Raw genomic sequence first — 14,628 nt, 5'->3', positions numbered from 1 at the left:
GAAATTAACGACAATTTAAACTTTCTCTTGTGGAAACTCCAGTAACAGGGTTAATTCCCTCTGCATATTTACACAATTGGGCTACTTGATAACGATCTAATAATGAATCAGTAAAATCTGCGCCTGTGATAATTGCATCTTTAAAATCGGTGCTGGTGACGGTTGCTTCTCGAAAAATAGTATTAGTTAAATTGGCTTTTTCAAAAGTTGATCGATCACCGAGAATTTCGCTTAAATTAGCATCTTTAAAATTAGTTTCTAATAAAGTTGCCTTAGTAAAAATAGCACCTTTTAAAATAGCCCCTTCAAAATTGGCACGGCGGAGATCCGCCGCCGCAAAAACTGCTTTTTCTAGGTTTTTATGGGCGAAATTCGCATCAGGTAATTCTGAATAAGTGTAGTTAACATTTTTATCATCAGCTAGGGCTATTTTTGCATCAAATAACACCCAAACCACCGCTAAAATTAAAATAAAAAAAACTGTGAAAACACGAATTAATAGATTTTTCATAAATTATTTAAGTGCCAATTCCAAGCGTGTTGAATAATTAGATCAAGATTAACATATTGGGGATTCCAATTTAAGATTTTTTTGGCTTTTTCACTACTACCAATTAAAATAGGAGGATCACCTACTCGCCGTGGAGTTTCCATTATTTTAATATTTTTTTGTGTTATTTTTTGGGCAGTTTCTATTACTTCTTTAACGGAAAAACCATTGCCATTTCCTAAATTAAAGGCCTGTGTTTCTCCCCCATTTAATAAGTATTTTAAGCCTAAAATATGGGCATCTGCTAAGTCACAAACATGAATATAATCCCTGATACAAGTACCATCTGGGGTATCATAATCATTACCAAAAACAGAAATTGACTCTTTTTTTCCTAAAGCTGTTAATAAGACTAAGGGTATTAAATGAGTTTCGGGATCATGTTTTTCTCCTAATAAACCATTAGGATGCGCTCCGGCCGCATTAAAATAACGAAATATTACTGATTTTAAATCATAGGCTTGATCAAAATCTTTAATAATTTCTTCTACCATTAATTTAGTTTTTCCATAGGGATTAATTGGTTTTTGTGCATGATCTTCTGTTAATGGTAAATGTTGAGGAATACCATAAGTTGCACAGGTAGAAGAAAAAACAAATTTTTTGATATTTGCTGTTACCATTTCTTCTAATAATGTTAATGTTCCTACTACATTATTTTGGTAATATTTAGCCGGATTACTAACAGATTCACCTACATAAGTATAAGCACAAAAGTGCATAATCCCTTCAATATGATGACGATTAAAAATATCTTTTAATAGTTGACGATCTTGAATATCTCCAATTATTAATTTAACTTTTAAAACATCTTCAACTATTTTTTGATGTCCATGAACTAAGTTATCTAAAACTATTACATCATAGCCTTGATTTTTGAGGGCAAAAACTGCATGAGAGCCAATATATCCCGCTCCCCCTGTTACTAAAATTGTCATATTTTATCTGTTAGTTGTGATTAGTAATAATTAAAAATGGACAATTTTTAACTATTATTAATTGTCCATTTTTTAATTTGTGATTATTAAATTTATTCACCTTTAAAAACACAAGCAGAACGATAAAAAAGTTTTAATAAACTCATTCCTGCTAACAATTTTGCTACTTCTAAAAACCAGTAACTTCCTTGTAATGACATCATTTCTTGAGGTATTTTATGTGAATTATTAAACAAATCAAAGTTTAATTGTAATCCATAAGCACTCAATTGTGGAGTCAAAATATATGTATAAATAATGGCGATCGTAAATAAAGCAATAGATAAACTGGTAGCCCAAGATAGCTCTTGATCACTAAAATTGTGATAATGACGAAACACTAAAACCGTAGTTAAAACTAAAGCGGCACAAACCAATTCAATGCGGTTAAAAATACCAAAAATAACGTATAAAGCACTGGTAAAACTTTCTTCAGAAATCATCCCAGTGGCAGACAAACAGGGCATTATAACTAAATCTAATAATAAACTCCCACTGAGCCAAAAACCAAGGGTAAAAAGAATTAATCCTGCCCAATTTATTTGTTTTTCAATTTTTTGTACCATTACTCCCATGATTCAAACCTCCATCTTTGTATTCTAATTAAGATTATTTAGTTTTCATTTTAAACGATTAATTTCCATAAATAGTTTTAAAAATGTTAACTATTTTTAAGTTATTTTAAGCAATCGCTTCATCTTAGATCATTAGTGAGAACTTAAGAAAAAAAAAGAAAAAGTCAAGGGATTGTTATAAAATGTAATAAATGCTCAAAATCTTGATTAAACTCCTTGCACAAGTCAGGGAAAAGGAGAAGGAAAACTTACTCCATTAAGACTCAACATGGTTTTGATCTTTAATCCTCACAAATCCAATCTTAAAAAATTTGTATTTAGATGAAAACATGATATGATATACTTTCAAATGTTATTGAGAAAACTTCTTATTACTGTTCTTAAAAAATTTAACGGATTGAACATCAGCAATTATGATTGAGTCAGAGATCCTCAGTATTCAACAAATTAGTAAAACTTTTTCAGGCAGTTCTAGCCGTGCCGTTAATCATGTCAGCTTTACCTTAAAACAGGGAGAATTACTTGGTTTATTAGGCCCTTCCGGTTGTGGGAAAACTACCCTCTTAAGAATTTTAGCCGGATTTGAAAAGCCCGATCATGGTCAAATTTATCTGGCCGGACGTTTAGTTAATGATCATAATTTATTAATTCCGCCGGAAAAGCGCAATACTGGCATGGTTTTTCAGGATTATGCTCTGTTTCCTCACTTAACTATTGCTGATAATATCGCTTTTGGCTTAGAAACTAAACAACCTCGCCTCAGTCGTACAGACATTAAAAGTAGGATTTCTGAGGTTTTAGCCTTGGTAGGGTTAACGGGTTTAGAAAAACGATTTCCCCATGAATTGTCCGGTGGTCAACAACAGAGAATTGCTTTAGCACGGGCTTTAGCACCCCAACCCGCTTTAATTTTATTAGATGAGCCTTTAAGTAATTTAGATGTAAAAGTGCGTCAAAAATTACGTCATGAAATCAGAAGAATTTTAAAACAAAGTGGAATTACTGGGATTTTTGTCACCCATGATCAGGAGGAGGCTTTAGCAATTTCCGATCAAATTGCCGTGATGCAAAATGGTAATTTAGAACAGATCGGCACTCCTGAAGAAATTTATACTCAACCTGCTTCTCGTTTTGTGGCGGGTTTTGTGACTCATGCCAATTTTTTACCTGCTTTTCGTGATGGCAATTTTTGGAAAACGGAAATTGGTGAATTTAAAATCCCTGTAATCAGAGGTTCACAAGAGTTAACTGAGGGTGAATTAATGTTAAGGGAAGAAGATATTATGTTATATCCTGATGATAATGCGTTAGTGGAAGTGAGCGATCGCCAATTTTTAGGGAGAGAATATCGTTATTGTTTAAGAACGGCCTCAGGGCAAAGATTACACGCGCGTACTGCTATTAATATGCAATTAGCCATCGGCACGAAAGTTAGAATTAGTGTCAATAATGGTTCACTACCGATTTTTGCTAATTAGTTATCGGTTAGACTTCTTGCCCCAGTCAACTAATGAGTAATCAGTATCATAATTGATAAAAACTTCATAAAAATTGATTTTATTAGTTAATATTGATTACTTTGGCAACAAGTCTAATGACCGATTCTGTTAAGAAAATTGTATTTAATCCTCATCTGAGTAAAATCTCTAGTTATAATTGAGCAAAAATTGATCAGGAGGGTCAAAACGTGAAATATGAAATTCGTTATAAACCGTCTTTTGCCAGTATTTTTGTTACCCTAGCCCCAGGAGAAAGTATTACGGCTGAAGCAGGGGCTATGACTAGCATGGATAGTCGCCTTACCATTGAAACTAAATTTTCAGGGGGTTTGATCCCAGCCTTGTTAAAAAGTTTTTTAGGTGGGGAGTCCATGTTTATTAATATTTATACTAATCGCACCAATCAACCTTTAAATTTAGCTTTAACTCAATCGGCGATCGGGGATATTGATCGCATAGATCTGGCACAGTTACCCAGTCATGAAATTTGTTTTCAACCGGGGGCTTATATTGGACATACCGAAGGCGTAAAAATCGGGGTTGCATGGGCTGGCCTCAAAAGTTGGTTTGCTGGAGAAGGTTTATTTAAACTTAAATGCACGGGTAACGGGCGAGTCTTTTTTGGTTGTTATGGCGGCTTAACTCAAAAAAGAATTAACGGTGACTTTGTGGTAGATAACAGTCATTTAGTGGCTTATGAACCCGGAATTAAAATGAATCTTGGACTTTCGGGCGGTTTAGTGGGATCCGTTACCTCTGGAGAGGGTTTTGTCAACCGTTTATCGGGTAATGGTTTAATTTATCTTCAATCTCGGAGTATTTCGGGTTTAGTTAAATATTTACGTCCAAAAATGCGTTTTTAGAATCGTTTTTGAGAGTTTTAAAGTTTCATCACTAATAATCAATCACTAAACAAATGGATATTAAACTTTTACAACAACCGGATAATGCGATCGCCCAGATCACTTTAGATGCGGGAGAAGAAATCGTGGCGGAAGCGGGGGCGATGATCGCCATGAATAGCAAAATTAACCCTAGTACCACTTTACGCCAAGGTAAAGGGGGGGGGATCATGGGCGGTTTAAAACGAATGTTAGGAGGAGAATCTCTCTTTTTAAGCGTTTTTCGTGCGCCTACTAATGACTGTGAACTTTTCCTTGCCCCAAAATTAATGGGGGATCTCAAAAGCTATCAAATGAATAACAATGAATTAATTGTTCAAGCTACCTCCTATTTAGCTTCAACCTCCGATGTCAATATTGATTTGGGATGGCAAGGTTTTAAATCTTTTTTTTCGGGGGAGTCCATCTTTTGGTTAAGTGTTACCGGAGTAGGCACGGTTTTATTAAGTTCCTTTGGGGCAATTTATGAAATAAATGTAGAGGATGAATACACCGTAGATACGGGTCATATTGTGGCTTTTGAAAATACCCTCAGTTTTACCATTGGTAAAGCTAATAAAAGTTGGTGGGGGGCAATTTTCGGAGGTGAGGGTTTAGTTTGTCATTTTAAAGGTAAGGGAAAAATTTATTGTCAAACTCATAATGCGGGGGCTTTTGGCCGTTTAGTGGGTTCTCAACTTCCCCCCAGATAATTAAGTAATAATTAATAAGTAATAATTGACAAATAAGCAATAACTAATCACCAATATTAGGAGAAATCAAAATGTCAGAAATTGCCTATAAAATTGAACATAATCCTTCCTATGCTTCCCTAATTTTACAACTACAAGCTAATCAAAATGTCCTTGTAGAATCGGGAGCAATGGCGGCTATGGACTCCTGTTTAAAAATGAAATCAAAAATACAAGGAGGCCTAATGAAAGGAGTCGGCCGAATGTTAGGAGGTGAGTCTTTATTTCTGAGTGAATTTACCGCCGAAGGTAAGGCCGCAGAATTATATTTATCACCCGGAGTTCCGGGTGATATTCAACATTATCGAGTTAATTCTAGTTGTAATTTAATGGTACAATCTTCCGGTTTTATTGCTTGTAGTCCAACGGTAGAAATTGACACTAAATTTCAAGGTTTTAAAGGGTTTTTTAGTGGAGAATCTTTATTTTTATTAAAGGCATCGGGAGACGGGGATTTTTGGTTTAGTTCTTATGGTGCAATTTTAGAAATTCCCGTAGAAGGTGATTATGTTGTAGATACGGGTTATATTGTCGCTTTTGAAGACACTTTAAACTATAACGTGGAAATGATTGGCGGTTTATCATGGCGACAATTAAAAACGGGTATTTTTGGCGGTGAAGGCTTAGTTTGTCGTTTTTCTGGTCAAGGGCGTTTATGGATTCAATCTCGTAATCTTTTTCCTTTAATTAATTTTCTTAATATTTATCGTCCTGTGAAAAATGATTAATGATAATTAATAATTATTCAAGATAGCAAGATTAAGCCCACCTTAACTTTTAAATATTAATAATATTAATGGTGGGCAATCATTAAGATTATTGATTTAATTCATCATTAAATGCTGATTGCCTATACTACTATAATATGAAATAAATAAACTGCTTTTTATAATCAAGGATGTTTAAGATGAAAGCATTTAAAACAATGGCAACAGTTAATGAAACTGGACAAATAACTCTTGATCAACCTTTAGTTATTTCTAAAGATATGAGAGTAGAAATTATTGTAAGTACCTAAGCAAAATTAATTACATAATGTGGAATGGGCATCCTGCCCGTCACAGGCTAGAAGCCTGTGCCACCATTGAGTAATTAATTACACACATCTACTTACTTTTCCCTGAAGAAATAGAAAATGATTATTCTGATTTATCTCAATCAGAAATATTAGATGATTTTCGTCAAGCATGGCATGAAGCTCAAACAGATAAAACAATACCAATTGATCAATTATGGGAAACTTTAGAAGATGAGTGAACAAAGATTGATTAATATATATTAATATTAATGGTGGACAATCATATTATTCACCCCATCTTAATTTAATTGAAATCTTATGGAGATTTATTAAATATGAATGGATTGAGTTATCAGCATATGATATAGCAATCCTAAATAGGTTGTGGCAAAATTCCATATTGATAAAGTTTGGGGAAATCAAATATTTGACCATGCGCAAAAAACTTAAATAGCCACTTTACTATTTTAAATGATTTACATAAATGATAGAATTGTCTAATAAAATTTTTCACTTGTAGCCAAATATCTTCTACCGGATTTTGTTCTGGAGCATTAGGGGCAAATTTATGACAAGTAATTAACCATTCTTCTTCCAATAAATCTTGATTTATTATAGTTAAATACTCCCTAAATTCTTTTGAGTCATGATAGGTTGCTCCATCCCAAAATATTGCTAATCTTTTTCCTTTTCTTTTTGATAGTAAATACTTGATAAATTTGATCGTATTTTCTGTATTTCCACTTTCATATTCTTTGACAATAAATTCTTTAGTTTGATAGTCTAATGCCCCATAATAAGTTTGTCGGCTTTTTTCATTTTTAATGGGAATTTCTATTCTTTGATCTGTTCTTCCCCAAACATAACCTAAAATGTCTCCCCAAAGTAAATGACATTCATCAATCATAAACACTACAAGCTCTCCACTCTCTATTTCTTCTTTCCAAATCTCTAATTTTTCACTGATTTCTTTTTTTTTAGCTTCGACTAATTCGTCATTTTTAGCCGGATTCTTTTTTGAGTTTTTTCCAACTTATTTTCGCTTCTTTGAGCAAACTATAATAACTTTGATTGGATTTATAAATAATATTATATTCTCGCTCTAAATAAATTTTTAAATCTGATAATCTTAAATATTCTTGCTCTCTTAACCAATTAATAACTTGGTCTTTTTCTTCTGGTTTTAATTCACTTTTAGTTCCTTTAAACTGTAATTTCAAGCTTTCTACTCCACAAAAAAGAGCTTGATTTTTCCACATACTAATAAAGCTATGAGAAACTTGTAATAATTCTTTTACTTCATGGTATGATTTTCCTTCTAAAATCATTTTGACAGCTAAAGCCCTTTTTATTTCTTTAGCCTCTTTTGTTTGATTGATAAAATCATTTAACTCAGAAATAATGTTCATTTTTTTTTCCTTGAATTTAGATTATAATTAATATTATATCTGTTATGACCTATTTAGGATTGCTATATTTGATTGATGATAAAAACATTAATATAATAATATAACTTATAATATCATAATAGTTTGTAAGTTACCAGTGCTTTTAATCTTAATTTTACCGATCAATTTTATATTAATTGCCCACCTTAAAAACTCTGTATTTACCATTAATTAAAAAAATTAAAGCAAATTTGTTATAAAACTTATTCTTAATCTTCTTTTTTATCAAAATAGCACAAAAGATTAGCAATTGTTAAATTTGATGCTTTTTCTAAATTTGACGCAGTTAACATTGTATGACCAGATTGGATTGCTTGATCACTAATATATTCTTCCAATACTTGACGGCGATCAGGAAACATCAACAATTGTAGCTGAATGTATAATGATAAAAAATGAGATTTTTCTTTTGATTCTTCATATATAATCATTTCTTTTGGTTTATCTAAATTAACTGATAGATAACTATATTTAGAAAAATCTATATTAGATTCTTCTATAATTGTTAATTCTTTAAGCTCAGATGATGATAAAGAAAGTTTCCAATCTGTTTCATTTTGCCAAATTTTTAAGTTAACTAAATCATGATTATAAATATGATTAATTTCAGGAAAAATAAAATCAAGTTCATCCATATCTTCACAATTTTCAGCAATTGTTTGACAGTGATTTTCAATTGTATCTCTTAATTCTAAAAGACGATCTTGCACAGCATTCAATTCATTTTGTAATTGATAAGTCATAATAATTGTTTGTTCAATTATCCATGCACATTCATATCTGCGAAGTTTTCCGGGATTACAAATATCATCTAATAAATAAGTATTATTATAAATAGCTAAAGCTTCTCCTAATGTTTGTCTAGCATTAGCTAATTCTCTTTTTCTCGCTTCTATATCTTGAAAGGCTAAACTTGTTTTAATTAGTTTTGTTGCTTCAATAAATTTGCCATAAGCTTTAATTAATTCTAAACGATGTTGATTAAATTTAACATCTTGAGCAACTTCATTAATATGTTGGATAATCTCTATACCTTGATTTTTTAATGCTTGTTTAAGATCAATAAAACCGTCTCTAATTTCTAATCTTAATTGTTTTACATCTTCTCTTAATTTTAAAGTCTGCCATAAATTAGCCGCCGATAAAGCAATATTAGCAACCACTCCCACACCAATAATAGCAGTAGAAGCTTGTAAAATGCCTAAACTATGTTGTATTCCATTAAGTTTAGAAATAGCCAAGGGGTCTAAAATTCTATCATCAATATATGTGGCTTTTGCTATACCATCTTGAACATACCGACCCGTTACAGCATCTCTAACTCTACCAATCAATTCCCCAGTTTTTTTACTTTTTTCAATTATGAGTGTTCCATTTTCAATCCCTTTTTGAATATGATCAGCAAAAATATATACTACTTGTTGCATTTTGCATTAACTCCTTTTACAAAAATTTATAATTCTTAGTTATAAAATGAGGGTATATTTATTTTATAATAAACTATAAAGAAGAATTACAGATCATAATTTTATGGATAAAAAACTAATCAATTCAGATATTGTGGAAATTGTAGCTGAAATTTTAGAGCAACCACTTTTGTTACAAGATGTTACACCACCTGTAATCTTTACGACTGCTGTTTTGAGTGTTTTAGTGGGAGTATTATATGCTGATAACGTAGTAAAAATTGAAGAAACACAAAGACTCAATAATATTATTAACCGTTTATTTCCACCATCTAGTAAGGTTGTTCCTTTTTCTCGACTAATTCTGAAGGGAGTACAAAAAGTAAAAATTTATAATAACCTTGAGGCTTTTTATAAATTAACAAGTCCTTTTAACGAATCTGAAAAATTATTATTAATTAGTTTTGGTTATGAAATGTCAACCGCAGATGGAGATATGGATTTGAAAGAAAAGGGTTATTTGCAGTTGATTAGTAATAATTTAGAGATTAATATTCAATATCTAAATTGTTTAGAATTAATCTTTACAAAAAAACAAAATATAGATCAAAATATTTTAGAGAAAATTAAACTTTTATTAAATCCTGCACTTTTTCAAGAACTTGATCCAATATTTGTTCATGCGGCTCAACATATTTTTGAACAATTGCCAAAAACAGCTATCAAAATTCAAGAAAAAAGAATAAATCAACGTCAAACTTCTAATAAATCTTATCAACAATTAAAAGAATTTCAAAAATATAAAAAACAACTTGACAATTATTGCCATGAACTTTATCAAATTATTTCTGATTGTCAAAAACGTAACTTTATTCGGAATAATTTATTAGAAGAAATTACTAAAATTTCAAGAAAAATACAATCTCAAGAGTTTCGGATCGCAGTAGTTGGTGAATTTAGTCAGGGAAAATCTACCTTACTTAATGCTCTTTTAGGAGAGGAAATACAACCAGTCAGAGAAATTCCTTGTAGTGGGGTTATAACTGTTTTAAAATATGGAAAAGAAAAGCGAGTAATTTGTTGTTATAAAGATGGAACTAAAGAAGAAATATCTTATTCTCTATATCAAGAAAAAGCATCAATTACTGAAGATATAGCTTTAGGTAGTTTAAGTGAAGGATTAGAAAAATCTAATTTGAAAGAGATTATTTTTGAACACCCTAATTTAGATTTATGTAGTAGTGGTGTGGTTATTATTGATTCACCCGGATTAAATGAACATCCAGATAGAACATCTATTACAGAAAAATTAATCGAAGGAACTGATGCAGTTATCTTTTTAACTAATGCTTCTCGTCTTTTAACTCAAGGTGAAAGAGAGTTAATTGAAGATTTAAAAAATAAACTTACAGGAAAATATAATCAACCTGCGGAAAATCTTTTTATTGTGGTGAATTTCTGTGATTTAATTCGCAGTGAAAAAGGTTTACAACAAGTTGAAGAAAGAGTTAAAAGATTTGTCTTAGGAGAAAAGCCTTTAATTACTGGCAATAATAGAATCCATTTTCTATCTTCTCAACTCGCTTTAGATGCAATTCTTAATCAAACTGAAAATAAATATTTAATTAAATTTCAAGATTTTACAAAATCCTTAGAGCATTTTCTTATTATTGAAAGGGGTAGTTTAGAAGTAAAAAAAATAATTAATAAACTTAACTCTTTAATTCAATCTATTGAAGCTGAGTTGAAAGAAACCGAGGGAATTTTAGAGGGCAAAGTTCATCTTTCTGAATCAGAAAAAATTAATATTTTAGAACAAATTGGAGAAATTAGTGGCGTTTATTATCGAATAATGGAGACAGGAGAAGTATTGACAAAAACAACAATTGATGAAGTGACAAACTCATGGAATAAATGGGTAGAAAATTTGGACAATAGATTAATAGAAAAATCTCAATATTGGGAATCTGATCATTCAATGTTTTGGGATCAAGAAAAGGTAATCAAAGATTATCAAGATTGTTTTTTTAGAGATTTAAAGGAAGAATTATCTAAATGGGAAAATCAATATTTTATTTCTATTTTGAAAAAAAAGCTTGATTTTTTAGATAGTTATATTAGAGCAGAATTTCAAACAATACAAGAAAATATTGAAGATATTAACATAAAAAATCATAATATTAGTAATAAATTAAGTAATCAAATAAATACAACAATCGGACATATCAAAGTGGAATGTGGAATCTATAATACTGGTATTCGTACTACTGTTGCCATTTTAGGATTAGCTTACCCCCTTGGTATGGTAATTTTAAGAAGTTCAGCAATTCGTGATTTATTGGGATGGTTTGGAGGAGGCAATGATCGAGAAAAAGAAAGAAACATAAAAACAAAAGTCTTTGAATTAGGAATAAATCGTTTTACAGAATCGTTAGAGCAAATTTTTCCAGAAATTGATAGTAAAATAGAATCTATTTTTAATGAAAGAATGGAATTAACAAGAAAAGCTATTGATGAAACTATATTTATTTATGAAAGTCTTTTAGAAAAACAAGATAAATTTTATCAAGAAACCTTAGAACAAAGACAAACTGAACAACATTGGATTAATTTAAAACAGCAAGAAATTGATCAAATTAATACAAAAATAGAAAAATTATTTTTTTCCATTTAAAGAATAAATTTTATAAACTATACTTTTTAAAAAAGCAAAAATATATATATCTTTGAATATTAGGATGCAAAAAATAACTATAGCAATCCTAAATAGGTCATAACAGATATAATATTAATTATAATCTAAATTCAAGGAAAAAAAAATGAACATTATTTCTGAGTTAAATGATTTTATCAATCAAACAAAAGAGGCTAAAGAAATAAAAAGGGCTTTAGCTGTCAAAATGATTTTAGAAGGAAAATCATACCATGAAGTAAAAGAATTATTACAAGTTTCTCATAGCTTTATTAGTATGTGGAAAAATCAAGCTCTTTTTTGTGGAGTAGAAAGCTTGAAATTACAGTTTAAAGGAACTAAAAGTGAATTAAAACCAGAAGAAAAAGACCAAGTTATTAATTGGTTAAGAGAGCAAGAATATTTAAGATTATCAGATTTAAAAATTTATTTAGAGCGAGAATATAATATTATTTATAAATCCAATCAAAGTTATTATAGTTTGCTCAAAGAAGCGAAAATAAGTTGGAAAAAAACTCAAAAAAAGAATCCGGCTAAAAATGAGGAATTAGTCGAAGCTAAAAAAAAAGAAATCAGTGAAAAATTAGAGATTTGGAAAGAAGAAATAGAGAGTGGAGAGCTTGTAGTGTTTATGATTGATGAATGTCATTTACTTTGGGGAGACATTTTAGGTTATGTTTGGGGAAGAACAGATCAAAGAATAGAAATTCCCATTAAAAATGAAAAAGCCGACAAACTTATTATGGGGCATTAGACTATCAAACTAAAGAATTTATTGTCAAAGAATATGAAAGTGGAAATACAGAAAATACGATCAAATTTATCAAGTATTTACTATCAAAAAGAAAAGGAAAAAGATTAGCAATATTTTGGGATGGAGCAACGTATCATGACTCAAAAGAATTTAGGGAGTATTTAACTATAATAAATCAAGATTTATTGGAAGAAGAATGGTTAATTACTTGTCATAAATTTGCCCCTAATGCTCCAGAACAAAATCCGGTAGAAGATATTTGGCTACAAGTGAAAAATTTTATTAGACAATTCTATCATTTATGTAAATCATTTAAAATAGTAAAGTGGCTATTTAAGTTTTTTGCGGATGGTCAAATATTTGATTTCCCCAAACTTTATCAATATGGAATTTTGCCACAACCTATTTAGGATTGCTATAATGATACTTTGGCAAGACAATAGAATAAGTTATGCCCACCCTACAAATTAATCATTTTGCCTATTGTTCGGCTAAAAGTAAGAAGTCTTGTGCGAGAAATCTAATTTTGTTGTTAAATAGAGACAAATAAAATTTTGTTAAGTTTGAGGCTTAATTTATGTATATTGTGCAAGTAGCTTCGGAATGCGCACCAGTAGCCAAAGTTGGCGGTCTGGGTGACGTTGTTTACGGGCTAAGTCGGGAACTTTCCATGAAAGGGCATTGCGTTGAGATCATTATGCCCATGTATGACTGTATGCGTTATGACCATATTTGGGGTTTACATGAGGCCTATCGGGATCTGTGGGTGCCTTGGTTTGGCGGAGCGATCCATTGTTCGGTTTTTGTGGGTTGGGTACATGGTCAAGTTTGTTTCTTTATTCGTCCCAATTCGGGGGATAATTTCTTTAATCGTGGTCATTATTATGGAGCTTTAGATGATCACATGAGGTTTGCTTTCTTTAGTAAAGCGGCCTTAGAATTTCTCTTAAAAAGTAATAAACGCCCCGATGTGATCCATTGTCACGACTGGCAAACAGGTTTATTACCCGTGATGTTATTTGAAATGTATAAATGGCATGGCCTATGGAATCAACGGATTTGTTATACTATCCATAATTTTAAACATCAAGGTATTGCTGGAACAAATGTACTTTGGGCTACAGGTTTAAATAATGAGCCTTATTATTTCCATTACGATCGCCTTCAAGATAATTTTAACCCCCTTGCATTAAATTACATGAAAGGGGGTATTGTTTATGCTAATCATGTTACCACTGTATCACCTCATCACGCTTGGGAAGCACGTTATAGCGATATTAGTTGCGGTTTAGGTCATACTCTCCATGTTTACCAAAATAAATTTAGTGGGGTTTTAAATGGGATTGATTATTCTATTTGGAATCCTGAAATTGATAAATATATTCCTGTTCAATATAATATCGAAACTTTAGCAGAAAAAGCACAAAATAAAAAGGCATTAAGAGAGCGTTTATTATTAGCAGATAATGATAAACCAATTGTTTGTTTTATCGGTCGTTTAGATGATCAAAAAGGTGTACATTTAGTGCATCATGCCATGTATTATGCCTTAAATCGAGGCGCACAATTTGTATTATTAGGATCGGCTACTGAACCGAATATTAATAGTTGGTTTTGGCACGAAAAACACCATCTAAATAATAATCCAGATTGTCATTTAGAGTTAGCATTTAATGAAGAATTAGCCCATTTAATTTATGCAGGGGCTGATCTGATGGTTGTACCGAGTAATTATGAGCCTTGTGGCTTAACTCAAATGATCAGTTTAAAATATGGTACTGTTCCCATTGTGCGCGGTGTGGGTGGCTTAGTCAGTACGGTATTTGATCGAGACTATGATCAAAATTTACCACCAGAAAAAAGAAATGGTTATGTCTTCTATCAAAGTGATAATCATGCTTTAGAGACGGCCATGGAACGAGCGATCGGTTTATATAACCAGTTTCCTAAAGAATTTCAAAAATTACAAAAACAAGGAATGGCTTGTGATTATTCATGGAATGAACCAGGTAATGAATATGTAACAATTTATGATTATATTAAAGCTTAATTAGTCATTTTATCATTGGTCATTAG

General features: G+C 31.1%; 12 protein-coding genes. 7 read left to right on the top strand and 5 right to left on the bottom strand.

What is annotated here, in order from left to right; translation table 11 throughout:
- Window positions 1-4: 4 nt before the first annotated feature.
- From Anndu_RS12060 to Anndu_RS12050, 3 genes are all read right to left on the bottom strand, one after another.
- Window positions 5-511 (bottom strand): pentapeptide repeat-containing protein, encoded by a 507-nt coding sequence (locus Anndu_RS12060; protein WP_464101438.1) that lies wholly within the window; start codon window positions 509-511, stop codon window positions 5-7.
- Complete coding sequence (gene galE, locus Anndu_RS12055) at window positions 508-1,488, bottom strand: UDP-glucose 4-epimerase GalE (RefSeq protein ID WP_464101437.1); 981 nt, start codon at window positions 1,486-1,488, stop codon at window positions 508-510. Before galE ends, Anndu_RS12060 begins: the two co-directional genes overlap by 4 nt.
- 92 nt (window positions 1,489-1,580) lie before the next feature.
- On the bottom strand, window positions 1,581-2,093 hold the full coding sequence (locus Anndu_RS12050) for a hypothetical protein (RefSeq protein WP_464101436.1): 513 nt from the start codon (window positions 2,091-2,093) through the stop codon (window positions 1,581-1,583).
- A 422-nt stretch (window positions 2,094-2,515) separates the two neighbouring features.
- Here Anndu_RS12050 and Anndu_RS12045 point away from each other — a divergent pair, with 422 nt between their 5' ends.
- The 4 genes from Anndu_RS12045 (at window position 2,516) to Anndu_RS12030 (ending at window position 5,962) form a co-directional block, all read left to right on the top strand.
- A complete protein-coding gene (locus tag Anndu_RS12045) occupies window positions 2,516-3,580 on the top strand; it encodes an ABC transporter ATP-binding protein (RefSeq protein ID WP_464101435.1) in 1,065 nt (354 codons plus the stop codon).
- Window positions 3,581-3,789: 209 nt separating this feature from the next.
- Window positions 3,790-4,464, top strand: a complete 675-nt coding sequence (locus tag Anndu_RS12040; RefSeq protein WP_464101434.1) for a TIGR00266 family protein — start codon at window positions 3,790-3,792, stop codon at window positions 4,462-4,464.
- A gap of 53 nt (window positions 4,465-4,517) precedes the next feature.
- Complete coding sequence (locus tag Anndu_RS12035) at window positions 4,518-5,195, top strand: TIGR00266 family protein (RefSeq protein WP_464101433.1); 678 nt, start codon at window positions 4,518-4,520, stop codon at window positions 5,193-5,195.
- Between the two features lie 71 nt (window positions 5,196-5,266).
- Window positions 5,267-5,962 carry a TIGR00266 family protein gene (locus Anndu_RS12030; RefSeq protein ID WP_464101432.1) on the top strand — a complete coding sequence of 232 codons (696 nt, stop codon included), beginning with the start codon at window positions 5,267-5,269 and terminating at the stop codon, window positions 5,960-5,962.
- Between the two features lie 663 nt (window positions 5,963-6,625).
- Here the strand turns inward: Anndu_RS12030 and Anndu_RS12025 are convergent.
- Window positions 6,626-7,652, bottom strand: a protein-coding gene (locus Anndu_RS12025) for an IS630 family transposase (protein WP_464104064.1) whose coding sequence is annotated in 2 segments (ribosomal slippage) — window positions 6,626-7,274 and window positions 7,273-7,652 — 1,029 coding nt in all. Because the reading frame shifts where the segments join, the coding sequence is not laid out codon by codon here.
- Window positions 7,653-7,909: 257 nt separating this feature from the next.
- On the bottom strand, window positions 7,910-9,127 hold the full coding sequence (locus Anndu_RS12020; RefSeq protein WP_464101431.1) for a hypothetical protein: 1,218 nt from the start codon (window positions 9,125-9,127) through the stop codon (window positions 7,910-7,912).
- A 103-nt stretch (window positions 9,128-9,230) separates the two neighbouring features.
- On the opposite strand from Anndu_RS12020, the gene Anndu_RS12015 reads away from it, so the two are divergent.
- The 3 genes from Anndu_RS12015 to glgA all read left to right on the top strand — a co-directional run bounded on the left by Anndu_RS12015 (window position 9,231) and on the right by glgA (window position 14,602).
- Entirely contained in the window at window positions 9,231-11,780 is a 2,550-nt protein-coding gene (locus Anndu_RS12015; protein ID WP_464101430.1) for a dynamin family protein, read from the top strand.
- A 154-nt stretch (window positions 11,781-11,934) separates the two neighbouring features.
- Window positions 11,935-12,962, top strand: a protein-coding gene (locus Anndu_RS12010; RefSeq protein WP_464104088.1) for an IS630 family transposase whose coding sequence is annotated in 2 segments (ribosomal slippage) — window positions 11,935-12,526 and window positions 12,526-12,962 — 1,029 coding nt in all. Because the reading frame shifts where the segments join, the coding sequence is not laid out codon by codon here.
- Window positions 12,963-13,129: 167 nt separating this feature from the next.
- Entirely contained in the window at window positions 13,130-14,602 is a 1,473-nt protein-coding gene (glgA, locus tag Anndu_RS12005; protein ID WP_464101429.1) for a glycogen synthase GlgA, read from the top strand.
- Window positions 14,603-14,628 lie beyond the last annotated feature (26 nt).

The organism is Annamia dubia NIES-4383 (assembly GCF_055394725.1).
The sequence above is the reverse complement of the archived record's forward strand: the minus strand, read 5'-3'. Positions and strand labels throughout refer to the sequence as shown.

Bases quoted from the DNA above. Each gene is read 5' to 3' on its own strand.
- Anndu_RS12060 (WP_464101438.1), bottom strand. From the start codon at position 511: ATGAAAAATCTATTAATTCGTGTTTTCACAGTTTTTTTTATTTTAATT.
- galE (WP_464101437.1), bottom strand. From the start codon at position 1,488: ATGACAATTTTAGTAACAGGGGGAGCGGGATATATTGGCTCTCATGCA.
- Anndu_RS12050 (WP_464101436.1), bottom strand. From the start codon at position 2,093: ATGGTACAAAAAATTGAAAAACAAATAAATTGGGCAGGATTAATTCTT.
- Anndu_RS12045 (WP_464101435.1), top strand. From the start codon at position 2,516: ATGATTGAGTCAGAGATCCTCAGTATTCAACAAATTAGTAAAACTTTT.
- Anndu_RS12035 (WP_464101433.1), top strand. From the start codon at position 4,518: ATGGATATTAAACTTTTACAACAACCGGATAATGCGATCGCCCAGATC.
- Anndu_RS12030 (WP_464101432.1), top strand. From the start codon at position 5,267: ATGTCAGAAATTGCCTATAAAATTGAACATAATCCTTCCTATGCTTCC.
- Anndu_RS12020 (WP_464101431.1), bottom strand. From the start codon at position 9,127: ATGCAACAAGTAGTATATATTTTTGCTGATCATATTCAAAAAGGGATT.
- Anndu_RS12015 (WP_464101430.1), top strand. From the start codon at position 9,231: ATGGATAAAAAACTAATCAATTCAGATATTGTGGAAATTGTAGCTGAA.
- glgA (WP_464101429.1), top strand. From the start codon at position 13,130: ATGTATATTGTGCAAGTAGCTTCGGAATGCGCACCAGTAGCCAAAGTT.